The organism is Kocuria sp. U4B (assembly GCF_054875615.1).
This window is the reverse complement of sequence record NZ_CM142180.1, coordinates 1793600-1815044: the sequence shown is the minus strand read 5'-3', so window position 1 is coordinate 1815044 and position 21445 is coordinate 1793600. Positions and strand designations below refer to the sequence as shown.

General features: G+C 70.4%; 20 protein-coding genes. 7 read left to right on the top strand and 13 right to left on the bottom strand.

Annotation, left to right across the window (positions count from 1 at the left end):
* Nucleotides 1–74 precede the first annotated feature (74 nt).
* Genes ACYSMR_RS08615 through ACYSMR_RS08605 form a run of 3 tightly spaced genes read right to left on the bottom strand, consistent with a single transcriptional unit; the run spans nucleotide 75 to nucleotide 3173 of the window.
* Entirely contained in the window at nucleotides 75–1580 is a 1506-nt protein-coding gene (locus ACYSMR_RS08615) for a tripartite tricarboxylate transporter permease (RefSeq protein WP_309125173.1), read from the bottom strand.
* Between the two features lies 1 nt (nucleotide 1581).
* Nucleotides 1582–2154: a tripartite tricarboxylate transporter TctB family protein gene (locus ACYSMR_RS08610; RefSeq protein WP_309125174.1), complete on the bottom strand. Its 573-nt coding sequence runs from the start codon at nucleotides 2152–2154 to the stop codon at nucleotides 1582–1584.
* Nucleotides 2151–3173: a Bug family tripartite tricarboxylate transporter substrate binding protein gene (locus ACYSMR_RS08605; protein ID WP_461747945.1), complete on the bottom strand. Its 1023-nt coding sequence runs from the start codon at nucleotides 3171–3173 to the stop codon at nucleotides 2151–2153. Before ACYSMR_RS08605 ends, ACYSMR_RS08610 begins: the two co-directional genes overlap by 4 nt.
* 231 nt (nucleotides 3174–3404) lie before the next feature.
* Here ACYSMR_RS08605 and ACYSMR_RS08600 point away from each other — a divergent pair, with 231 nt between their 5' ends.
* Together ACYSMR_RS08600 and ACYSMR_RS08595 are read left to right on the top strand one after the other, a co-directional pair.
* Entirely contained in the window at nucleotides 3405–3764 is a 360-nt protein-coding gene (locus ACYSMR_RS08600; protein WP_309125176.1) for a universal stress protein, read from the top strand.
* A gap of 3 nt (nucleotides 3765–3767) precedes the next feature.
* Entirely contained in the window at nucleotides 3768–5030 is a 1263-nt protein-coding gene (locus ACYSMR_RS08595; protein ID WP_309125177.1) for an MFS transporter, read from the top strand.
* An 11-nt stretch (nucleotides 5031–5041) separates the two neighbouring features.
* On the opposite strand, the gene ACYSMR_RS08590 is transcribed toward ACYSMR_RS08595, so the two are convergent.
* Nucleotides 5042–6259: an MFS transporter gene (locus ACYSMR_RS08590; protein WP_461747944.1), complete on the bottom strand. Its 1218-nt coding sequence runs from the start codon at nucleotides 6257–6259 to the stop codon at nucleotides 5042–5044.
* A 316-nt stretch (nucleotides 6260–6575) separates the two neighbouring features.
* On the opposite strand from ACYSMR_RS08590, the gene ACYSMR_RS08585 reads away from it, so the two are divergent.
* Nucleotides 6576–7304 carry a hypothetical protein gene (locus ACYSMR_RS08585; protein WP_251333728.1) on the top strand — a complete coding sequence of 243 codons (729 nt, stop codon included), beginning with the start codon at nucleotides 6576–6578 and terminating at the stop codon, nucleotides 7302–7304.
* Nucleotides 7305–7324: 20 nt separating this feature from the next.
* Here ACYSMR_RS08585 and ACYSMR_RS08580 read toward each other — a convergent pair whose 3' ends face one another.
* Together ACYSMR_RS08580 and ACYSMR_RS08575 are read right to left on the bottom strand one after the other, a co-directional pair.
* Nucleotides 7325–7507 carry a hypothetical protein gene (locus ACYSMR_RS08580; RefSeq protein ID WP_461747943.1) on the bottom strand — a complete coding sequence of 61 codons (183 nt, stop codon included), beginning with the start codon at nucleotides 7505–7507 and terminating at the stop codon, nucleotides 7325–7327.
* 74 nt (nucleotides 7508–7581) lie between these two features.
* Nucleotides 7582–9513, bottom strand: coding sequence for an ABC transporter ATP-binding protein (locus ACYSMR_RS08575; RefSeq protein ID WP_461747942.1), 1932 nt, complete (start codon nucleotides 9511–9513; stop codon nucleotides 7582–7584).
* Between the two features lie 72 nt (nucleotides 9514–9585).
* On the opposite strand from ACYSMR_RS08575, the gene ACYSMR_RS08570 reads away from it, so the two are divergent.
* On the top strand, nucleotides 9586–10107 hold the full coding sequence (locus tag ACYSMR_RS08570) for a MarR family winged helix-turn-helix transcriptional regulator (RefSeq protein WP_461747941.1): 522 nt from the start codon (nucleotides 9586–9588) through the stop codon (nucleotides 10105–10107).
* Nucleotides 10108–10299: 192 nt separating this feature from the next.
* Here the strand turns inward: ACYSMR_RS08570 and ACYSMR_RS08565 are convergent, their stop codons facing one another.
* From ACYSMR_RS08565 to ACYSMR_RS08550, 4 genes are all read right to left on the bottom strand, one after another.
* The gene (locus ACYSMR_RS08565) at nucleotides 10300–10536 is read right to left on the bottom strand and encodes a hypothetical protein (protein ID WP_461747940.1); all 237 of its coding nucleotides are present in this window, start codon (nucleotides 10534–10536) and stop codon (nucleotides 10300–10302) included.
* A 503-nt stretch (nucleotides 10537–11039) separates the two neighbouring features.
* A complete protein-coding gene (locus tag ACYSMR_RS08560) occupies nucleotides 11040–12617 on the bottom strand; it encodes a CoA-acylating methylmalonate-semialdehyde dehydrogenase (protein WP_461747939.1) in 1578 nt (525 codons plus the stop codon).
* Between the two features lie 43 nt (nucleotides 12618–12660).
* The gene (mmsB, locus tag ACYSMR_RS08555) at nucleotides 12661–13638 is read right to left on the bottom strand and encodes a 3-hydroxyisobutyrate dehydrogenase (RefSeq protein WP_461748014.1); all 978 of its coding nucleotides are present in this window, start codon (nucleotides 13636–13638) and stop codon (nucleotides 12661–12663) included.
* Nucleotides 13639–13744: 106 nt separating this feature from the next.
* On the bottom strand, nucleotides 13745–15139 hold the full coding sequence (locus ACYSMR_RS08550) for an MFS transporter (RefSeq protein WP_309125626.1): 1395 nt from the start codon (nucleotides 15137–15139) through the stop codon (nucleotides 13745–13747).
* A 172-nt stretch (nucleotides 15140–15311) separates the two neighbouring features.
* On the opposite strand from ACYSMR_RS08550, the gene ACYSMR_RS08545 reads away from it, so the two are divergent.
* Nucleotides 15312–16256 (top strand): LysR family transcriptional regulator, encoded by a 945-nt coding sequence (locus tag ACYSMR_RS08545; protein WP_461747938.1) that lies wholly within the window; start codon nucleotides 15312–15314, stop codon nucleotides 16254–16256.
* 47 nt (nucleotides 16257–16303) lie between these two features.
* On the opposite strand, the gene ACYSMR_RS08540 is transcribed toward ACYSMR_RS08545, so the two are convergent.
* The 3 genes from ACYSMR_RS08540 to ACYSMR_RS08530 all read right to left on the bottom strand — a co-directional run bounded on the left by ACYSMR_RS08540 (nucleotide 16304) and on the right by ACYSMR_RS08530 (nucleotide 18510).
* Nucleotides 16304–16564 (bottom strand): TM2 domain-containing protein, encoded by a 261-nt coding sequence (locus tag ACYSMR_RS08540; protein ID WP_309125628.1) that lies wholly within the window; start codon nucleotides 16562–16564, stop codon nucleotides 16304–16306.
* Nucleotides 16565–16578: 14 nt separating this feature from the next.
* Nucleotides 16579–17292, bottom strand: a complete 714-nt coding sequence (locus ACYSMR_RS08535) for a GmrSD restriction endonuclease domain-containing protein (RefSeq protein WP_461747937.1) — start codon at nucleotides 17290–17292, stop codon at nucleotides 16579–16581.
* A 462-nt stretch (nucleotides 17293–17754) separates the two neighbouring features.
* Nucleotides 17755–18510 (bottom strand): hypothetical protein, encoded by a 756-nt coding sequence (locus tag ACYSMR_RS08530; RefSeq protein WP_461747936.1) that lies wholly within the window; start codon nucleotides 18508–18510, stop codon nucleotides 17755–17757.
* 456 nt (nucleotides 18511–18966) lie between these two features.
* Here ACYSMR_RS08530 and ACYSMR_RS08525 point away from each other — a divergent pair, with 456 nt between their 5' ends.
* Both ACYSMR_RS08525 and ACYSMR_RS08520 read left to right on the top strand, forming a co-directional pair.
* Nucleotides 18967–20070, top strand: coding sequence for a zinc-binding dehydrogenase (locus tag ACYSMR_RS08525; RefSeq protein ID WP_309125631.1), 1104 nt, complete (start codon nucleotides 18967–18969; stop codon nucleotides 20068–20070).
* 59 nt (nucleotides 20071–20129) lie between these two features.
* Nucleotides 20130–21074, top strand: a complete 945-nt coding sequence (locus ACYSMR_RS08520; protein ID WP_461747935.1) for an HNH endonuclease — start codon at nucleotides 20130–20132, stop codon at nucleotides 21072–21074.
* The last annotated feature ends 371 nt before the right edge of the window (nucleotides 21075–21445 follow it).

Genomic DNA, 21445 nt, shown 5'->3' with positions numbered 1-21445 from the left:
AGCCCGCCCACGGACGAACGGCCCGGCCGGAGGAGATCCTCCGGCCGGGCCGTTCGTCCGTGGAGCGGGTGGGACTAGACGTCCTGCTTCACGCGGTTAACGATCTTGTTGCGCACCGTCACGGCCAGCACGACGAGCAGCAGGCCGTAGAGCACCAGCGGGATGGGCCCGGAGACGAACACCGAATAGTCGCCGTTGGAGGACAGCAGGGCGTCGCGCATGCTGGTCTCGGCCAGGGGGCCGAGGACCATGCCGATCATCAGCGGGGCCAGGGGCATGCCGTGGCGGCGCATCACGAAGCCCAGCACGCCCAGGCCCAGCAGCAGGAACAGGTCGAACGTGGAAGCCGAGGTCGCGTAGATGCCCAGCCCGCAGAACACCGTGATCCCGGCGTAGAGGTAGGGGCGGGGGATCTTCAGCAGCTTCGACCACACCTGGGCGAAGGGCAGGTTGATGGCGATCAGCACGATCATCGCCACGAAGAAGCTGGCCAGCAGGGACCACACCAGGTCCGGGGCCCGGTCGAACAGGAGCGGACCGGGCTGGAGGCCGTACTGCTGGAACGCCGCGAGCATGATCGCCGCCGTGGAGGAGACCGGCAGGCCCAGGGCCAGCAGGGCGCCCATGGCGGTGCCGGTGGTGGCGTTGCCGGCGGCCTCGGGGGCGGCCAGGCCGCGGATGGAGCCGCGGCCGAAGGACGGGGTGGCCCGGCGCCGGTCCAGGCGGCGCTCGAGGTCGTAGGACATGAACGTCGGGACCTCGGCCCCGCCCACGGGGATGACGCCGAAGGGCAGGCCGATCACAGTGCCGCGCGCCCACGCCGGAGCCGCTTCGCGGATCTCCTTGCGGGAGAGGAACGGCCGGCCGGTCAGCTTCATTTGGTGGGCCGCCGGGTCCCGGCGGATGCGGGAGGCCACGTGCAGCGCCTCGCCGAGGGCGAGCACGGCGACCGAGACGGTCACCAGGGAGATGCCGTCGAACAGCTCGGCGGAACCGAGGGTGAAGCGCTCGACGCCGGAGATGGAGTCGATGCCCACGGTGGCGATGCCGAGGCCGATGACCAGGGCGGCCAGGCCCTTGATCGCGGAGTCGGCCACCACCGAGGAGGTGGCGACGAAGGCGAACAGCGCCAGGGCGAAGAACTCGGCCGGGCCGAAGTTCGCGGAGAGGTCCGCCAGGGCAGGGGCCAGGAAGACGACGACGACGGAGGCGGTCATGCCGCCGATGAAGGCGCCGATCGCCGCGGTGGCCAGCGCCTGCGGGGCTCGGCCGTCCTTGGCCATCTTGTGGCCCTCGAAGGTCGAGGCGATCGCCGAGCCCTGGCCCGGGGTGTTCATGAGGATGGCCATCGTCGAGTCGCCGAACAGGCCGCCGAAGTACACGCCGGAGAACATGATGAACGCCGCGGTGGGGTCCAGGGAGAAGGTCAGCGGCAGCAGCAGGGCCACCGCCATCGATGAGCCCATGCCGGGCAGGGTGCCCACCGCGGTGCCGAGCAGACAGCCGACGACCACCCACAGGAGGTTCATCGGGGTGAGGGCTCCCTCGAAGCCCTGCATCAACAGGCTCAGTGTGTCCATGTCAGAAACCGCCTCCCAGGATGCCGGACGGGAGGTTCAGGCCCAGACCGACGCCGAACGTCAGGTAGATGGCGCTGCTCAGGACCAGCGCCAGTGAGATGTCGAAGAGGTGGCGCTTCGAGCCCACCCCGCGGGCCACGCACCAGAACAGCAGGGCCGCGGCCAGGATCCAGCCCAGGAACTCCAGGGTGAGGGCGAAGAGCAGGAACCCGCCGACGGCCCAGGCCACGGCCGACCAGTCGGTGTAGGTCCGGTGCGTCCGGTCGGAGAGCTCCTCGGCCGGCTCCGGGGAGCGCAGGTAGTGGAGCAGGAGCAGGGCGGCCAGGAGGTAGCCGGCCACCATGAGGATGCCGGGGAAGAAGCGCGGGCCCGGGAAGTCGGTGCCCTCGGGCACCTCCATGGTGAGGATGCCGTGCAGCAGGTAGGTGCTGAAGGCGGTCATGATCAGCGGCAGGACCAGCCCGGACCGGCCGTGCCACCAGGACGTCTTCGCGCGGGGGCTCCCCGCGCGGCGACCGGGGGCTGCGTCGTGGTCGACCCCTGCGACCTCGGAGGCGGGAAACGATGTGCTCACAGGTCCAACTCCTCGATGAGGGCCTTGATCTCGGCCTGGTCTTCCTCGATGAACTGCTCGAACTCGGGGCCGGACAGGTACACGTCCTGCCACTGGTTGCGCTCCAGGGCGTCCCTCCACTCCGGCGTCCGGACGGTATCCGCGATGAGCTCCTCGAGCTCGGCGAAGTCCTCGTCGGAGACGCCCGGGGCGGCGAGCATGCCGCGCCAGTTGGTCAGCTCCACCTCGTAGCCCTGCTCCGTGAGGGTGGGGATGTCCACGCCCTCGAGCCGCTCGGGAGCGGCGATGCCCAGGGCCTTGACGCGGCCCGCGGCGACCTGGTCGGCGAACTCCGTGTAGCCGGAGGTCGCGGCCTTGGCCGTGCCGGACATGACGGTCTGCAGGGCCTCACCGCCCGAGGTCTTCGGGATGTAGGTGATCTGGGCCGGGTCGATCCCCGCCTTGAGGGCGAGGTCCGCGATGATCAGGTGGTCGATCGACCCCGCCGAGCCGCCCGTGAACGGGAAGGCCTTGGGGTCCTTCTTCCAGTCCGCGATCAGCTCGTCGATCGTGTCGTACGGCGAGTCGGCGGGCACGATGATGGCGTCGTACTCCTCCGCCATGCGGGCGATCGGCCGGACGTCCCCGAGGTCCACGGGGGAGTCGTTGAGCTCGATGCCGCCCAGCATGACGGTGCCCGTGGCCATGATCGTGTTGGACCGGCCCGTCATGGTGGACAGCTGGCCCAGGCCGATCGTCCCGCCCGCGCCGGGGATGTTGACGACCTGGGCGTTGGTCACCAGGCCGTTCGTGCGCATCGCCTGCTGCTGCTCGCGGACGTAGGTGTCCCACCCGCCGCCGGCGCTGGCCGGGGCGATGAGGGTGAGGTTGGCGTGCAGGTCCGAGCCCGCGGTCGCGGACTGGACGGAGAAGAAGGCCGCGGTGCCGATGACCGCCGCGGCGGCGATGCCGTAGACCGCCGTGGCGACCGGGCGGCGCCGGCGGGTCTCCGGCGGAGCCGGGTCGAGAGATGAGCTCACGGGGACGTCGCTTTCCGTGTCGGGATGGACAGTGGGGCTCTGGCGAGCCGCTCACGGAAACATAACGTGACAGGGATCACTCTCACGGGTTGTGTTCGGTTTCACACCGTAGTGATTGTTGTGCTGGTTCTGCGCGTTCTGCTCACGCGCGAGGAGAGACCCGTCACAGTTTCGGCCGTAGGGTGGGACTCGCTTTTCGTCCCCATTCCCGTCCCCACTGCGGAGGCCCCCATGACCGTCGTCGTCGCCCGAACCAGCACCCCCGAGGGCGAGGCCGCGCTCGCGGCCGCCGTCGAGGAGTCCGCCCGCCGTCGCGAGGACCTGCTGGTCTTCAACCTCGAGGGCGCCCAGCTGGACCCCGAGACCACGGAGCTCGACGGCGTGCCCGTCAGCTTCCGCACCCCCGACGCCCGCAACCGCGACGCCGTGGGCGAGCTGCTCGACGCGGCGGAGGAGGTCGGCGCCTCCGCGATCGTGATCGGGGTGAAGCACCGCAGCCCGGTCGGCAAGCTGCTGCTCGGCAGTGCGGCCCAGCAGGTCCTTCTCGAGGCCAACGCCCCGGTGATCGCGGTCAAGCCCCGGCGCTCCTGAGGGATGCCGCCGGCTGCTTCCGCCCGCTCCGGGGCGTGGCTGTGGTTCCTGGTGGTCGGTGCGCTGCTCACGCAGACGGCGCTGAACCTGGTCCGCCCGGTCACCACCTACAAGCTCCTGGCCCTGGGCGCCGACTCCGTGACGGTCGGCCTGGTGACGGCCTCCTACGCCGTGCTGCCCCTGGCCACCGCCATGTGGCTGGGCCGGATGACCGACCGCGTGCGGGAGCTGCGGACCATGGTGGTCGCCGGTGCCCTCGTCCTGAGCCTCGGGGCGCTGGGCCTGGCCGCAGCGCCCGGCGTGGCGCTCGTCGCGGTGGCGAGCGCCGTGCTGGGCATGGGCCACCTGGTGTTCACGATCGCCGGGCAGGCGGCGGTCGCCCGCTACTCCCCGGAGGGCCAGCTGGACAAGGGCTTCGGGTGGTTCACCGCCGCGTTCTCGGCGGGCCAGCTGGCGGGACCGCTGCTGGCCGGCCTGCTGCTGGGCTCCGGCAACGGGGTCGCCTCCTCCGAGCGGATCGCCGACATCACGCTGTCGCTGTGGATCGGGGCCGGGCTCTCGCTGCTCGTGGTCCCGGTGATGCTCTTGCGTGCCCTCGCCGCCGGGGCGGGGCGCGGGCGGGCGCAGCGGACCGAGGGCGCCGCCGCGGTGCAGGCCCATCCCGCCACGGCCGAGCTCGAGGCGGTCCAGGAGCCGGCGCCGCGGGCGTCGATGGCGCGGATCCTGCGCGTGCCCGGGATTCCCTCGCACATGCTGGCGTCCCTGGCCCTGCTGGCGATGCTCGACATCCTCACGGCGTTCCTGCCCCTGGTGGGGGAGCGGGCCGGGGTCTCCCCGGCGTGGGTGGGTGCCCTGCTCGCGGTGCGCGGCGGCGCCTCGATCCTCTCCCGCGTCCTGCTGCCCTGGCTCGCCCACCGGATGTCCCGGCGGGCCATGCTGCTGGTCAGCCTCTACGGCGCGGGCCTCGCCCTCGCTCTTCCGCCGGCCGTCATCGAGATGCCCTGGCTCGCCGCGGTGCTGCTGTTCGTCGGCGGATTCTGCCTGGGCCTGGGGCAGCCGATCACCATGACGCTGGTGTCCACCGCGGTGCCCGACTCGTGGCGCGGCTCGGCGCTCGCGGTCCGGCTCGTGGGCAACCGGGTGGGGCAGGTGGCGATGCCGCTGCTGGCCGGTCTCGTCGCGGCGCCGCTGGGCCCGGCCGGGGCCATCTGGTTCACGTGCGCGGTGCTCGTGGTGAGCGGGGCCGAGAAGACGGCCCGGCGATAGGCCGTGGCGCGCTACCGGCGCTCGGCCGCGGCACTCCGGCGCTGCCGGATGGCGCTGCCCAGGATGAGCAGGCCGACCACGGCCAGCGCGACGCCCGTCCAGGCCGGAGCGCGGTAGCCCCACCCGGCGGAGATCACCACGCCGCCCAGGAAGGCCCCCAGGGCGTTGGCCAGGTTGAAGGCCGCGTGGTTCATCGCGGCGGTCAGCGACGGGGCGTCCTTGGCCTCGCGCAGCAGGCGCACCTGGAGCGAGGTCGTGAAGATCGAGCCCATGATCCCGATCCACAGCACGCCGAGCACGGCCGCGGCCGGGAGGTGGACGAACAGGCCGAAGAAGGCCAGGGCCACCGCGGAGACGGCTCCGGCGCCCAGCGCGGAGCCCTCGATCGAGCGGTCCACCAGCGGGCCGGCCAGCAGCGAGCCCACGGTCATGCCCACGCCGAACACCGCCAGCACCCACGGGACGGTGCCGATGTCGAGGCCGGTGAGCTCCGTGAGGGTGGGGGAGATGTAGGTGTAGACCGCGAACATGCCGCCGAAGCCGACGGACCCGGCCAGCAGCGTCAGGGCCACCTGCGGCCGGCTCAGGGCGCGGATCTCCTGGGCCGCCGAGGCCATGCCCTCGCTGCGCGTGCGCGGCACCCAGAGGGCCAGCGCGGTGACGGTCAGGGCACCGAGGAGCACGACCAGCAGGTAGGCCGTGCGCCAGCCGAGGGCGCCGCCGAGCGCGGCGGCGGCGGGCACGCCGACGATGTTGGCGATCGTCAGGCCCAGCATGACGCGGGCCACGGCGGTGCCGCGGCGCCCGGGGGCGACGAGGGAGGCGGCCACCACGGCGGCGACCCCGAAGTAGGCCCCGTGGGGCAGGCCGGAGAGGAAGCGCGCCACGTAGAGCCACTCGAGGGAGGGCGCGGCCGCCGACAGGCCGTTGCCCACGGTGAAGACGACCATCAGCGCGAGCAGGAGCGTCTTGCGCTCCACCCGGGCAGCCAGGGACGTGATGAGGGGCGCGCCGACGACCACGCCCAGGGCGTAGAGGGAGATCGACCGGCCGACGGCGGGGATCGAGGCGCCGAAGTCCTCGGCCACGAACGGCAGCAGGCCCATCGAGGCGAACTCGGTGGTCCCGATGCCGAAGCCGCCCAGGGCGAGGGCGAGGAGGGCGAGCCGGGTGCCGGTGGGGCCGGGGGCATTGACGATCTGGAGCAGGGCGGTGCGGGGTGCCGACATGGGATTCCTTCCGGGCGGGAAGAGCGGGCGTGGTGGCTCTTCATCGAGCCCGAGAAGGGGACTCGATCGATGCTATGCCCGCTGCCGGCCGCACCCAAGGCCCCCGGGATGTGATCTTGGTCAGATTGACCGCACAAATGTCCGGACAAAGGGCCGGCCGGGACGGGGCGCGCAACACTGTCACACGTTGGGGTGGCCCCTGCATCATGGGTACGGCAGGGCCCGTCACGGCCCGGAAACACCGGGTGACCGTGCGGAAACACGCCCTCCTTACTGTCGGACCATCGCGCTCGACCTTCCCCCCGAGGAGACCACCATGACCGACCACGCCGGCCGCCGCGCCCCCGCGCCCCGGCCCCGACGCCGCCCGGCGCTGCGGGTGGTCGCCGGTGTGCCCGCCGCGACCGCCGCGGCGATGGCCGCCCACCCCTCCTCGGGCGTGGGCGTGCGGCGCTCCGCCGGCGCGCAGACCGTGCCCGGGAGCATCCCGTGGGGCCGCGTGGACCCCGCTGACGACGAGCGCTCCGGGGAAGCGGGCTGCGTGCTCCTCGCCGAGGCCCGGCCCGGGGACGTGGTGAAGGTCGAGGCGCTCGCGGAGGACCCGCTGGCGCCGGCCCGCGCCGTGCTCTACCTGCCGGTGCGCACCGACGGGGCGGTGTTCTCCGTGACGGGGCCTGTCCCGGGCGAGGGTGACACCGACGGGACCCCGCACGGGCCGCTGCGCCTGACCGTGTGCCGGCCCGGGTCCGGGCTGGCGCCCTCGGTGGCCTTCCGGCACGCGTTCGCCGAGACCGGCGAGCGCTGGGTCGCCCTCGGGACGCCGGACGCGGACGCCCAGGACGACGCCGACGGGGGGACCTGCCGGCAGGCCTCGACGCTGCGCCGGGCCATGGCCACCGCCCTGGACTTCCTGGAGCACGACCGCGGCATGGACCGCGCGATCGCCCGCGCCTACCTCGCGGCCACGGCCGGGTTCGTGACCTGCCCGGCCGGGGACGGGCCCGCGAGCGTGCACGTGGTGCTCGAGAAGGCCGACTTCGCCTGAGCCGACCGGCCTGCGGGGGCTCAGTCCTCCGGGCGGTCCAGCTTCTCCCGCCAGCGCCGGTACAGGTGGAACGTCCCGAGATAGGCGAGGCCGGCGAGCAGCACGACCGGCAGCCACTCCCCGACGCCCACGGACGTCAGCAGCGCCCCCGCCGAGGTCATGACCAGGGCGGCCACGAGCAGCGTGGCGACGAGTGTCCTCATGGCGGCGTCCTCTCCGGGGCCTCGTGGGCGTGGGGCGGGTGCGGATCCAGCGTACCGGGCCGGTGCCGCGCCCCTCAGCGCGTGAACAGGGCTCCGGAGGCGGCGTCCCCGTCCCCGCGGCCCGTGCGCGCGGCGAGCCGGGCGAACGGGCCGCCGGCGGCGCGCAGCTGCCGCGGCGCGCCGCGCTCGGCGATGCGTCCGCCCTCGAGCACCACCACCTGGTCCGCGTTCTCGACGGTGGAGAGCCGGTGCGCGATGGTCAGGGTGGTCCTGCCGGCGGCGAGGCGGTCGAGGGCCTCCTGGACCTGGGCCTCGGTGGTGTTGTCCAGCGCGCTGGTGGCCTCGTCGAGGACCAGCACGGGCGGGTTGCGCAGGATGGTCCGGGCGATCGCGAGGCGCTGCTGCTCCCCGCCGGAGAAGCGGTGGCCGCGGGCGCCCACCAGGGTGTCCAGCCCGTCCGGCAGCTGGGCGACGGTGTCGGCGATGCGCGCGGCCCCCAGCGCCCGCCACAGCTCGGCGTCCGGGGCCTCCGGATCGGCGAGCAGGAGGTTCTCGCGCACGGAGGCGTGGACCAGGTAGGTCTCCTGGGAGACGACGCCGACGATCCGCGCGAGGTCCGCCGGGTCGACGTCGCGCACGTCGGTGCCGTCGATCGTCACCCGGCCCTCCGTCACGTCGTTGAGCCGCGGCAGCAGGGAGCCGAGGGTGCTCTTGCCGGAGCCGGTGGGGCCGACGACGGCGGTGGTGGTCCCCGCGGGCAGGACCAGGTCGATGCCGCGCAGGACCTCGGTCCCGCCGTCGTAGGCGAAGTGCACGCCCTCGAGGCGCACCTCCCCGCGCACGGTGGCGGGGTCCAGCCGCACGGGCACGGCCGGCGGCTTGATCTGCGGCTCGAGGTCGAGGTACTCGAAGATCCGGCTGAAGAAGGCCAGCGCGGACACCCACTGCACGCCGATGTTCAGCAGTCCCATGACGGGGCGGAAGATCGTGCCCTGCAGGGCGGTGAAGGCCACCAGGGTGCCGATGGTCATCCCGCCGCTGGTGGCCGGGAAGCCGGCGGCGAGGTAGATGACCGCCGGGATGGCCGCGAAGACGACCTGCATGGTCGCCATCCGCCAGCGCCCGGCCAGCTGGCTGCGCAGCTCGAGGCCCACGAGCGTGCCGGAGCGGTCGGTGAAGCGGGCGGCGTCCCGCGCGGTGGTGCCCAGGGTCTTGGCCAGCCGGACCCCGGAGACGGAGAGCCCCTCCTCGACTTGGGTGTGGAGCAGGGCGAGCTCCCGCTGGCGCTCGTCGGTGACGTCGCGCCGGATCAGCGCCACGCGGCGGGAGAGCCAGACGGCCGGGGGCAGGACCACCAGGGAGACGAGGCTCATCGCCGGGGACAGCGCCACCATCGCCGCGGCCGTCGCCACGGCGGTCGTGAGGTTGGAGGCCACCCCGGTGGCGGAGGTGGTGACCACCGACTGCATGCCGGAGATGTCGTGCGTGAGCCGCGACTGCACCTCCCCGCCGCGGGTCCGGGTGAAGAACCCGAGCGACTGGGCCTGCAGGTGGGTGAAGAGGTCCACGCGCAGGGCGTGCATGACCCGCTGGCCCATCGCGGTGGCCATCCAGGTCTGGACGACGCCGATCACGGCGGTCAGCGCGGCGATCCCGACCATCGCGGCGGTCAGCAGCAGCAGCAGACGGGTGTCCCGCTGCGGCAGGGCGTCGTCGATGACGCCGCGGACCAGGAACGGCTGGGCGAGGTTGATCACCGAGGACGCGGTGATGAGCAGGACGACGACGGCGATCGTGCCCTTGTGCGGGGCGAACAGCGCCGCGATGCGGCGCAGGCTCACAGGGTGGCCGGCCAGCTGCTCGCGGTCCGCGGGGTCGAGCCGGGCGGGACGGCCGCCGCCCCCGCCGGAGGGGCCGGCGCCGGGCATGCCGGGCACGCCGCCACCGGACCCGCCGCCGTGGTGCGGGGACGTGCGGGCGCGGCCGGTGTCCTGGGTCGTCGTCATGGGGCCTCCTCGAGAAGTATTAAGGAGGCTACCTCTCTATGAGGTAGCCGACAAGACCATTAGGATGGGGCCATGCCCCACTGCGATCCCGACCCGGCCCCCCTCGGCGAGCTCCTGCACATCGTCTTCCGGCGGCTGCGGCACCGGTGGGCGCTGCAGCTGGCGCCGTTCGGCCTGACCCCGCACCAGTTCCGGGCGCTCAACGCGATCGCCGGGCACGGGGGGCCGCGGGAGCACGGCTCCGAGCGGCACGGGAACCGCTCTTCCGGCGCCGGTTCCGGGGCCGCCGGGCTGCGCCTGAAGCAGCTGGCCGACGTCCTGCACATCGCCCCGCGCTCGGCCACCGAGGTCGTGGACCTGCTGCAGGAGAAGGGCCTCGTGGAACGGGTGCCCGACCCCACCGACCGGCGCGCCACCCTGGTGTCGCTGACGCCCCGGGGGGAGGCCCTGCGCGCGAGGGTCCGGGAGGACCGGCACCGCGAGTCCGAGGAGTACTTCTCGCGGCTGGGCGCACAGGACCGCGCCGAGCTGGAGCGGCTGCTCCGCCTGCTCACCACGGACGCCCCGGAGCAGGGGCCGCCGCTGTCCGGGTGACTGCAGCGGGGAAGTCCTCCCGGGCGGCGCACAGCATCGGTGCCCCACCCGCCGGACGGGTGGGGCACCGATGCTGTGCGGAGAGCTGCCGCGAGACGTTCGCCCGCGGGGACGTCAGGCACTCACGCCCCTCGCCTGAAGCGCCTCGCTCGGTCCCGTGACTGCCGGATCACTGACTGCGGGCACCTCTTCCTAGTGCTGCCCGTGGTGGTGCCCGTGGTCGTCGTCGTCGTGGTCGTCCTTGTCGTCGTCGTGGTCGTGGTGGTGCTTGTAGTACTCGTCCTTCTCGTAGTACTCGTCGTGCTCATCGCAGTAGTAGTACACGTCGTCGTCGTAATCACCGCCTGCGGCGGCCGGAGTGGCGGCGGATCCCCCGAGAAGGGCGGCGGCGATGAAGGCGCCCGCAAGATTCCTGCGCAGATTCTCCATGATGTTTCCTCAGGAAAGGCATGCATGACGCGGCCTGGGAAATGGCATGAAAAGGAGACGTCCATGCACGCGGGAGGTTGTTTTCCGGCCTGGGTCGCAGGTCCGACTGCGAGCCAGGTGATATCACCGTAGGAGCGTGCCTGCGCGGGCCTCAAGCCTGCGACCAGGGAGAACACCGTAACAGCTCTGTCTCGGCCCCGCCCGCCGCTGAATTCGGTGCCGTGGCCCCCGCCCAGCACGGTGGCCTCCGGGCCTCTCCCCCGTGCTCGTGACCGGTCGGTCCGCCCGTTTCTCCTGGTCACAGCGGTGCGGCCCTCAGGGAATGCAGGAATTGGCTGGCGCAAAGCTATTCCATTCGTCTTTCCTCATTCATCGCATATTGCAGAGTTGAATTCTTCGCGATGGACAATATGACATTGTCGCCTGCTGTGTGACGACGCCGGCCCGCGCCCTCCGTGCGGAGGGCGCGGGCCGGCGTCGTCGGGGTCCGGGAGGCCGGACCGTCAGTGGGTCGGGAAGCCCAGGTTGATCTGGGACTCCGAGGGCTCGGGCCAGCGGGTGGTGACGAGCTTGCGGCGGGTGTAGAAGTTGAACGACTCCGGCCCGTACATGTGGGTGTCCCCGAACAGGGAGCTCTTCCAGCCGCCGAAGGAGAACGCCCCGATCGGCACCGGGATCGGGACGTTGACGCCCACCATGCCGACCTCGATGTCGAACTCGTACTCCCGGGCGGTCTTGCCGTCGCGGGTGAACACGGCCGTGCCGTTGGCGTACTGGTTGGAGTTGATCAGCCGCACGGCCTCCTCGTAGCTGTCCACTCGCACCACGGACAGCACCGGGCCGAAGATCTCCTCGTCGTAGACCTTCATCCCCGGGCGCACGTGGTCGATCAGCGAGACACCCGTGAAGAACCCGCCTGCGTCGAACTGCTGCTGGGTGCCGTCCACCACGACGGTCGCGCCCTCGGCCTCCGCCCCGCTCACGAAGCCGTTGACCCGCTCGAGGGCCTGGGCGGTGATCAGTGGCCCCATCTCCGAGGCCGGGTCGTTGCCCGGGCCGATGGTCAGCTTCCCGATCCGCTCCCTGATCTTGTCGATCAGCGGGTCGGCCACGTCCCCCACGGTCACCACCACCGAGATCGCCATGCAGCGCTCCCCGGCCGAGCCGTAGGCGGCGGACACGGCGGCGTCCGCCGCGCCGTCGAGGTCGGCGTCGGGCATGACCACCATGTGGTTCTTGGCCCCGCCGAGGGCCTGCACGCGCTTGCCGTTGGCGGCGGAGGTCTCGTAGATGTACTTGGCGATCGGGGTGGAGCCCACGAAGGACACGGCCTCCACCAGCGGGTTGGTCAGCAGCTCGTCCACCGCCACCTTGTCCCCGTGCACCACGTTGAGCACCCCGTCCGGCAGCCCGGCCTCGGTGAAGGCCTCCGCGATCCACACCGCGGCGGAGGGGTCCCGCTCGGAGGGCTTGAGGATCACGGTGTTGCCGGCGGCGATCGCGGTGGTGATCATCCACAGCGGCACCATGGCGGGGAAGTTGAACGGGGTGATGCACGCGACCACGCCCACGGGCTGCCGGGTCTGGTGGACGTCCACCCCGGTGGCGGCCTGCTCGAGGAACTCGCCCTTCATGTGGTGCATCAGCCCCGTGCAGAACTGCACGTTCTCCAGCCCGCGCGCCACCTCCCCGGCCGCGTCGGAGAGGACCTTCCCGTGCTCGGCGGTGATGACCGCCGCGAGCTCCTGGATGCGCTCGCGGATGATGTTCTCGACCTTGAACATGATCGTGGTGCGCTTGGACATGCTCGTCGCCCGCCAGGCGGGCAGCGCGGCCGCGGCGTTCTCCACGGCGGTCGCGACCTCCTCGGGGCACGCCAGCAGCACGTGCTTGGTGACCTCCCCGGTCGCGGGGTCGTAGACGGGGGCGGTCCGCTGGGAGCCGCCGTGGCGCCGGCCGCCGATCCAGTGCTCGACGACGCTGCCGGTCACCTCCTCGGCCACGCCCTCGGCCACGCCCTCGGCGGTCTCCCGGGGCGTGCTCGCGGCGGTGTTCTCGGCGCTGTGCTTAGTGTCCTGCATGGTCCTGTCCTGTCCTGTTCGGTGGCCGGTCGTGGGGAGGCGCTCAGGCCTGCTCCGGATCCCAGCCCCGGATCCTGCCGTCCGGTGCGGCGTACTTGGCGATGAGGGAGCAGTCCTTGTTCCCGTAGCCCTCGTCGATGAGCCGCTGCAGCCGCTCCGCCACGAGCTGCGCGGCCGGGAGGTCCACGCCGGTCTGCTCGCCGGCCATCAGCGCCAGACCCGCGTCCTTGGCGGCGAGGACCGCGCTGAAGGTGGCCTCGAAGTTGTTGTTCGCCGCGGCGGAGTCCACGATGCCGGGCACGGGGTACCAGGTCTGCAGCGCCCAGGAGTTGCCGGAGGAGACCGAGGCGATGTCCCAGAAGACCTGCGGGTCCAGGCCCAGCCGGTCCGCGAGGACCGAGCCCTCGGCGCAGGCCTCCAGGCAGATGAACAGCATCATGTTGTTGACGATCTTCGCGGCCTGGCCGGTCCCGGCCTCGCCGGTGGCGACGATCTTGCCCGCCATCGGCTCGATGTACTGGGAGGCGGCCTCCACGGCCCGGGGGTGGCCGCCGATCATGAAGGTCAGGGTGCCCGCGGCCGCCCCGCTGATCCCGCCGGAGACCGGGGCGTCCACGAAGACGTACCCGGCGGCGTCGGCGGCCTTGTGCAGGGCGAGCGCCGACTCGACGTCGATCGTGGAGCTGTCGATGAGCAGGGCGTCCTCGGGGGCGGACTCGAGGATGCCCTCCTCGCCCAGGTACACCGCCCGGGCGTGCTCGCCCTTGGGGAGCATCGTGAAGACGACGTCGGCGCCCTGGAGGGCCTCCTCCATGGAGCGGCAGGTGCGCACGCCGTTGGCCTCCGCCGCGCTCATGGCCGCCTCGCTGAGGTCGAACCCGCGGACGTCGTAGCCGGCCTTGACGAGGTTGGCGGACATGGGGTTGCCCATGTGCCCCAGGCCGATCCAGGTGATGGTGGTCATGGTCGAGTCCCTTCTGACTGCTGCTTCTCTGGTGTCTTCACTGGAGTCCTCACCAATGCCTGCACCGGCTGGTTCCCTGCGCTCCGTCCCGGGGCGCGGCGCGCGCCCCGGGACGGACCGATGGCTCGGTCCGTCCCGGGGCGGTCGCGCGGGCCGTCGGCGGTCAGCGGCTGCGCCCCTCGGCGCGCTCCGCGTCGAGCCGGCGCCGGTCCTCGGCGTCGACCGACTGCAGGGAGATCCCGCGGGTCTCCTTCAGTGTGGCCACGGCGACCAGGGTGACGACGCAGGCGGCCGCGATGTAGATCGAGATCGGCACCCAGGAGTCGAACTGCCGCAGCAGGGCGGTGGCGATGATCGGGGCCAGCGAGCCGGCGACGATCGAGGTGACCTGGTAGCCCAGGGAGACGCCCGAGTAGCGCATGCGGGTCGGGAACATCTCCGCCATGATGGCCGGCTGCCCGGCGTACATCAGCGCGTGGATCATCAGGCCCAGGACGATGGCCGCGAGGATGATCCAGTCGTTCTCGGTGTTGAACATCGGGAAGGCGATGAAGCCCCAGACGATGCCCAGCGTGGCACCGGCGGCGTAGACCGGGCGGCGGCCCAGCCTGTCGGTGAAGCGGCCCACGATCGGCACGGTGATCGCGTGGATCACGTGGGCGACGAGGAGCAGGAGCAGGACGCGGCTGGTGTCCATCTCCAGCTGCGTCTTCAGGTAGGTGATCGAGAAGGTCACCACGATGTAGTAGAGGATGTTCTCCGCGAAGCGCAGGCCCATGGCGCCGAAGACGCCGCGCGGGTAGCGGCGGAACACCTCGGCCACGCCGTAGGCGGCGCCCTTGGCCTCGATGACCTCCTCCTGGGTCTCCTTGAAGATCGCGGCGTCCGTGACGTGGGTGCGGATGTAGTAGCCGACGGCCACGATGATCACGGACAGCCAGAAGCCCACGCGCCAGCCCCAGGAGAGGAACTGCTCGTCGGTGAGGACGGAGGACAGGATCAGCAGCACGATGGTGGCGAGCAGGTTCCCCAGCGGCACGGCGGCCTGCGGCCAGCTCGCCCAGAAGCCGCGCTCCTTGTTGGGGGAGTGCTCGGCCACGAGCAGGACGGCGCCGCCCCACTCGCCGCCGACGGCGAAGCCCTGGGCGAAGCGCAGGACCACGAGCAGCGCGGGCGCCCAGTAGCCGACCTGCTGGAAGGTGGGCAGGCAGCCCATGAGGAACGTGGCCACGCCCACCAGGACGATAGCCACCTGCAGCAGGTGCTTGCGGCCGTACTTGTCGCCGAAGTGGCCGAAGACGATGCCGCCCAGGGGCCGGGCGACGAAGCCGACGGCGTAGATGAGGAAGGCCTTGATGATGCCGTCCAGCGGGTTGCCCGTGTCCACGAAGAACAGCGGGCCGAAGACCAGGGTGGACGCGGTGGCGAAGAGGAAGAACTCGTACCACTCCACGACGGTGCCGGCCATGGAGGCCGCCACGACTTTCCTCAGGCCGCCCCGGTTCTCGGGAGAGTCGTTCGGGTCGGCGACGGCGGCGACCCTGTCCTCAGTGCTCATGCTCGTCCTCCCAGGTGAAATGCCCCGTGCGTCCGATCAGGCCACGGTGCGTCCAGTGTGCGACGCTGTGATGTGGATCTCAATGACCAGAACCTCGCCCCGCCTGTGCAGAAACGCACATACTGGTCGGTAGTGCGCGTCGGTCTCCGGCAGTCGGCGAATCAGGGAGGGTATGGCCTTGTCACACGGTGCAGATGACCTCCTGTTGCTGCTGGCCGTGGTCCGGCACGGGTCCTACTCGGGCGCGGCGAGCGCCCTCGGGCTCAGTCACACAACCGTCTCCCGGCGCATGGCCGGCCTGGAGCGCACCGTGGGCGCCCGCCTGCTCGTGCGCTCGGGGGACATGTGGGAGCCCACCGAGCTGGGCCGGACGTTCGTGGCGGCCGGGGAGGAGATCGAGCTGGCCCTCGGCTCCCTGCCGCTGGCCCCGGGCGGGCGCGGGAGCTCGGTGAGCGGCGTGGTCCGGGCGATCGCCCCCGACGGCTTCGGCGGCGTGGTCATGGGCGCGGCCATGCGGCGGCTCATCGAGGAGCAGCCCGGGGTGCGGCTGGAGATGATCAACGCCGCCCGCCGGGCGCAGACCAACCCCGTGGGCATCGACCTGGAGGTGGTCGTCGGGCGCCCGGACGTCTCCCGCAAGGAGGCCTTCCACCTGGCCGACTACTCCCTGGGCGTCTACGCCTCACCGGACTACCTGGCCGCCCACCCGGCCATCGAGTTCCCCGAGCAGGTCCAGGAGCACCCGCTGATCTACTTCGTGGAGTCCATGCAGGACGTCGCGGAGCTGGCCATCCCGGGCGCCCACTTCCCCCGGATGCGGCAGGCGGTCGGGGCGACGTCCTCCGTGGTGCACGTGGAGCTCACCCGCGCCGGGGCCGGGATCGGGCTGCTGCCGTGCTTCCTGGCCGAGCGCGCGGGGGACCTCGTGCGGCTGTTCCCGCACGAGCTGACCTTCCCCGTCTCCTACTGGGTCGTCTCGCGCGCCGACCTGCTGCGCCGGCCCGCGGTGCAGGCCGTGACGGCCGCGATCCGGGCGGCCGTGGACGACATGCGGGACGAGCTTCTCGCGGCACCCCGGGCGACCGGTGCATCAACCAGTACCGGCCGCTCTCGCTGACAGCCGTGTCCTGACGGGTCTGTGGTGGCCGGGAGCGTCGGGGCGGGCTACACCCGGCCGGTGTTGATCCGTCGGAGTCGGCGGCCCAGGAGGAATCCGTCCAGCAAGGACCAGACGCCGAGCCCTCCAAGGGTGAGGGTCATGACGATGCCCTGCTTCCAGTCGCCGATGTAGTAGCGATGCAGACCGATCCAGCCGAAGAACATCCAGAGCAGCCAGGCGTCGGTCGGATTTCTCCGGCCTCGCTGTTTCCTTCGATCTCTGGCAAGGGATGTGCCGCCGGTCGGGGCACGGTGGGTCGTCTTCATGTCGGCTCCTTGCATCAGTCTTCGCACGCCACGCCGTCGAGGTCACCGTCCAGGTCCGACGCGTACTCCGGGGAGCCACGGTAGAGCGGAGCCGCTCCCGCCGCCCTGGCCTCAGTGCAGTTGACGAAGACGCCCTCCGTGGCCGGGGCCGGCGTTTCCGTTGCCCAGGAGGGGTCCTGTGTGCCCGAGCTGCCGGTCATGTCGCCGAACGGAGCTCCCGTGGGCAGCTCCTGGTCCGGGCAGTCAGCCAGGGTGTCGGCCATGGCATCCTTCTCCCGGATGGTCACCGACAGCTCGTACTTCGCCTTCACAGCGATCTGGGTGGCCACGTACTCACAGCGGAAGGACTCCTCCGGGGGCAGCCACTCGTCGGCCGGGGAATCGGACTTCACGGCGTTGATGGAGCCCTCCACGGCCAAGAGGTTCAGGGGGTCGTTGTAGAACTCCACCCGCTCCGCCTGAGAAAGTTCTCGCGCTCCGGAGGCCCAGGCATTTCCAGCTGCCACGACGTGGTCGATCTGCACGTCGGAGGAGGTGGCGACCCCGCGGGTGAAGGAGACCGTGGTGCCCGTGTAGGGGTCGTCCAACCTCCCGGAGGCCACCGTGCAGCCGTCGTCGGAGTCCAGGTCGGTCAGCTCCCGGTTGAGGACCTCGTTGCGCGTGTCCTCGCAGTCCCCGTCGGCATCGATCCAGTCGCCGAACTGAGCCTCGCGATCATAGTCCTCCATGGGACCAGGGGCGGCCACCGTCAGAGCTTCCAGGGCGTCCATGGCCGCAGACGGAGGGTAGGTCCTGGTGGGCTCCGGCGTCGGCGAGGCGGTGACCACCCTGCCGACGGTCCTGGAGGGCGAGGGGGATGCAGCTGGTGCGCGGGTGGTTGCCGACGGTGACGGAGAGACGTTGGGTGTGGACGTCGACGGCGAGGGAACCGGTCCGGCGACCGGTTCGGAGAATGCAACCTCGGAGGTGAGGCCGACCAGCACGGTGCCCACCAAGGTGAGATGTGCAGGCACGGCCACGAGCCACTTGCCGAGCTTGAAGCTGCGACGGGAGGTGAAGGCAGCGTTCCCCGGGTCAGGGGGTGACGGAGGGGCGTAGCTCATGGTTCTCCTGCGGAACAACGGACGACGTGGGAAATCGCTGGATGCCGAGCGCTTGAACACGGCAGCTCATCGCATGCGGTGATCGGGTCACCGGTCGATGTTTTCGGCCTCGGCGTCCCAGGCGGCGTGGGCGTCCCGGGTCTTGGTGGGGCGGTAAGTCTCCCGCAGTTTCTTGAACGCGGCGTTGCTCTGCTGCGCCAGGAACTCCGCGGTTCCCTCGGTGGCTACATCCTGTCGGGCCCGGTCCCGGGCGGCGGTGATGGTCCCCATGATCTTTTCCGTGGCCGTGGACCGACCGATCAAGTACGCCTCACGGACTTCCGGATCCTGGTGGTAGAGGTAGCGATCGTTCGCCCGTCCAGCAGTGGCGTTGAACGGATCGTCGGTCAAGTCGGAGATCATGGCGGCCAACCAGTCCAGACGGTCGTCTATCTTCTGGCGCGTGCTGGGTGCGACAACGAGCTGCCGGACGGCCCAGACCTCCCTGCCGTGATGGCGGAACTGGTCGATGGTCCAGTCGGCCCGGGGCATCACGGCCAGCGTCTTGGAGACCGACGGTATGTCCCGCATCTTCTTGTGGGTGGTCGTCCCCGGTCTGAGGTGCCACTGAAGCCAGGCCATGCGCATGTCCTCCTCCCCAGCCCGCCGAGCGGGGACAAAGGTCTTCTCCTCGATCCGCCTCTTCCGCTGGTCCTCCAGGGAGGTGATCAAGGCGTTGACGGCGACGAAGAGGAGCCGCAGGGTCAGGACGACGACACCCAGGGCGCCGAAGAACATGCCCAAGGGTCGGATGAGCGGCAGGAGGCCCGGTAGGAACTCGGGCAGCGAGACGGTGGACGTCATGGAGGTTTCCCCCAAATGCGTGTAATTACTTAAGCAATCACTTTATCCGCACTCCTCCTTCTATTGGCCTCACCGCGAGGTTCGAGGGACATGAGCGGGGACCGGCGGGCTGGGGCCATCTGCCTGCGCTTGGCAAGTGCTCTCCAAAAACCCTTGTCAGAAGCGTGTGCTTTCAGCGCCCGATGGGTGGCAGCCTCACGAAATCGAGTTATGTCCTCTCTTTAGGGGGCCGCCATGTCGTTTATGACAGCGGCAGGTGCGGCAATGGCTCGCCGGCGCAGGACCCGGCTGCCAGGTCCCGCCAGGTGGAACCGTCCTTGCCGCAAAGGCAGCGGCTGGGTCCTGGGGCAGCCTGAGCTTCTGGAGGGAGGCCCGGCCGCGAGTGCCCTCGATAACCGAGGAGCCGAGCGGTACCGTGAACGGCGTCATAGCCCAGTTCTCGTTGCGGAGGTCGTCGTGAAGATTCGTGGAGCCGTTTTGGAGACCATGGAGGCCTCCGCCCCGTACGCCGAGTCACAGCCCCTGCGCGTCGAGGAGCTCGAGCTCGGCGAGCCCGGGCCCACCGAGCTGCGCGTGCGGATCACGGCGGCCGGCGTGTGTCACTCCGACCTCTCCGTGGTCAACGGCAACCGCCCGCGGCCCCTGCCGATGCTGCTGGGCCACGAGGCGGCCGGCGTCGTCGAGGCCGTGGGCGCGGACGTGACCGACCTGGCCGAGGGCCAGCACGTGGTCATGGCGTTCCTGCCGCGCTGCGGGGAGTGCGCCGCGTGCCGGACCGAGGGGCTGCTGCCGTGCACGGTCGGCACGAAGGCCAACACCGCGGGCACCCTCATGGAAGGCTCCATGCACCTCTCCGACCAGCGCGGCCAGGTGTACCACCACCTGGGCGTCTCCGGGTTCGCCACCCACGCCGTGGTCGACCGGCGCTCCGTGGTGCCCGTGGGCGAGGACGTCCCCGCCGCCGTCGCGGCCGTCATGGGCTGCGCGGTGCTCACCGGGGGAGGGGCCGTGATCAACGCGGCGAAGGCCGGGCCCGACGACGCCGTGGCGGTGGTCGGCCTCGGCGGCGTGGGGCTGGCCGCGCTGCTGGTGGCCAAGGCGGTGGGCTGCCGCCGCGTGATCGCGGTGGACGCGCTCGCGGAGAAGCTGGAACTGGCCAGAGAGTTCGGCGCCGACGAGGCGCTCACCCCGGACGAGCTAGTGGCCCTGGAGGAGAAGCCGCGCGTCGTCATCGAGGCGGCCGGGCACCCTCGGGCGTTCGAGACGGCGTTCAACGCCACCGCGGCCGGCGGCGTGACTGTCACGGTGGGCCTGCCGGCGCCGGGCGCGATGTCCACCATCGAGCCGCTGAAGATCACCGCCGAGGCCCGGCAGATCATCGGCAGCTACCTCGGCTCGGCCGTGCCGGCCGTGGACATCCCCAAGTACGAACGGATGTGGCGCGACGGCGTGCTGCCGCTGGAGAAGCTGATCACCTCCCACGTCCGGCTCGAGCAGATCAACGAGGCGATGGACGAGCTGGACGCGGGTCGGGCGGTGCGGCAGATCATCGAGTTCTAGCTCGGAGATGCCGATGTGTCGCGCCAGTACAAGGTGCGGCACATCCCTAGGATGAGTCCGTGGCTAGCAGCGGGCAATTCTCTTTCGATGACGAACTCCGGTTACGGCAGGAGGCCATGCGCTGGCTGGCCGTACGGACCCATGACGGTCTCCATGCTCTTCATAACGATGAGATAGCTGACTTCAGCTTTGAAGGCGCTCCGCTCCGACTCAAGGACAGGCAGCGAGGCATTTGGAAACCCCGCCAATTGCAGGCGGCATTGTCAATCATGACGGCATACACGCCACCTGGTAAGGAGCGTCCTTATGAGGATGCTGAGGGGGCTGACGGACACCTCCGCTATAAATGGCGCGGTGATGATCCGATGCACGCTGACAACCGAGCATTGCGTCGAGCCTGCGAAGCCGGTCTACCCCTGATGTGGTTTATCGGCATCCAGCCGAGTGTTTATCAGGTACTTTTTCCTGTTTACCTTATGGGCGAGGAAAAGGCTGAGAAGCAATTCGTCGTCCTAATTGATGATGCTCAGCGAGTGTTCGAGGACGCACCCATCCTCTATGACGGCCCGTCGCTGGACCAGATCCAGAAGCGGTACGCTCAGCGCATGGCCCGACAACGTCTCCATCAGCCAGTGTTTCGGTCCATGGTAATGCGGGCCTATGACGAGCACTGCGCTATCTGCGCACTTCACCACGTGGAGTTGCTCGATGCAGCGCATATCGTCCCGGATGCTCATGAACAAGGCATTGCTGCCGTTACGAACGGCATCGCGCTGTGCAAAATCCACCACTCCGCCTATGACAAGCACTTTTTGGGCATACGCCCCGATTATGTCGTGGAAATCCGCGCTGATCTGCTGTTGGAAAAAGACGGCCCGATGCTTCGACATGGACTGCAGGAATTTCATGGGGAGGTCCTGCGTGTGCGTCCTGAACGGCGAAATGAGTGGCCCTCGGTCGAGCTTTTGGAAAAATCATACGACGCTTTTCGTAAGGCCGCCTAGAAGGTTGCGCATCAATAAGTTGTATGTAAATTCTACCTAAAAGTAAACGCCAAAAGCCGCTTTCTAGTAGCCTGCGGTACCACACAAGTGGTGTTGCCGAACTACGTGGCCCCCCATTGGACTGAGCACTTAAGGTTGGGTCCTGGACCCCTGCTCTTATTGGCTCCAGTGTTCAAGGGGTCAGCGGCGGTGACTTGAGTCTTAGGTGGAATAGGGTGCTCGGCGAGAGCGCCCTAGTTGGAGGACGCCGCAAGGGCAAACTTTTCTGGGGATGGGTAAGGCGATAGGCCCAGGATTTTTGCTTTGCCTCGGTTGCGGGACGAACCCCTGGCTGGCTAGGTCAACCTGCAGTCGGCATCCGGCGGCGTACC

Excerpts from the sequence above, each read along its gene's own strand:
- ACYSMR_RS08615 (WP_309125173.1), bottom strand. The coding sequence starts at position 1,580 with ATGGACACACTGAGCCTGTTGATGCAGGGCTTCGAGGGAGCCCTCACC.
- ACYSMR_RS08600 (WP_309125176.1), top strand. The coding sequence starts at position 3,405 with ATGACCGTCGTCGTCGCCCGAACCAGCACCCCCGAGGGCGAGGCCGCG.
- ACYSMR_RS08595 (WP_309125177.1), top strand. The coding sequence starts at position 3,768 with ATGCCGCCGGCTGCTTCCGCCCGCTCCGGGGCGTGGCTGTGGTTCCTG.
- ACYSMR_RS08590 (WP_461747944.1), bottom strand. The coding sequence starts at position 6,259 with ATGTCGGCACCCCGCACCGCCCTGCTCCAGATCGTCAATGCCCCCGGC.
- ACYSMR_RS08585 (WP_251333728.1), top strand. The coding sequence starts at position 6,576 with ATGACCGACCACGCCGGCCGCCGCGCCCCCGCGCCCCGGCCCCGACGC.
- ACYSMR_RS08580 (WP_461747943.1), bottom strand. The coding sequence starts at position 7,507 with ATGAGGACACTCGTCGCCACGCTGCTCGTGGCCGCCCTGGTCATGACC.
- ACYSMR_RS08575 (WP_461747942.1), bottom strand. The coding sequence starts at position 9,513 with ATGACGACGACCCAGGACACCGGCCGCGCCCGCACGTCCCCGCACCAC.
- ACYSMR_RS08570 (WP_461747941.1), top strand. The coding sequence starts at position 9,586 with ATGCCCCACTGCGATCCCGACCCGGCCCCCCTCGGCGAGCTCCTGCAC.
- ACYSMR_RS08565 (WP_461747940.1), bottom strand. The coding sequence starts at position 10,536 with ATGGAGAATCTGCGCAGGAATCTTGCGGGCGCCTTCATCGCCGCCGCC.
- ACYSMR_RS08560 (WP_461747939.1), bottom strand. The coding sequence starts at position 12,617 with ATGCAGGACACTAAGCACAGCGCCGAGAACACCGCCGCGAGCACGCCC.
- ACYSMR_RS08550 (WP_309125626.1), bottom strand. The coding sequence starts at position 15,139 with ATGAGCACTGAGGACAGGGTCGCCGCCGTCGCCGACCCGAACGACTCT.
- ACYSMR_RS08545 (WP_461747938.1), top strand. The coding sequence starts at position 15,312 with ATGGCCTTGTCACACGGTGCAGATGACCTCCTGTTGCTGCTGGCCGTG.
- ACYSMR_RS08540 (WP_309125628.1), bottom strand. The coding sequence starts at position 16,564 with ATGAAGACGACCCACCGTGCCCCGACCGGCGGCACATCCCTTGCCAGA.
- ACYSMR_RS08535 (WP_461747937.1), bottom strand. The coding sequence starts at position 17,292 with ATGGAGGACTATGATCGCGAGGCTCAGTTCGGCGACTGGATCGATGCC.
- ACYSMR_RS08530 (WP_461747936.1), bottom strand. The coding sequence starts at position 18,510 with ATGACGTCCACCGTCTCGCTGCCCGAGTTCCTACCGGGCCTCCTGCCG.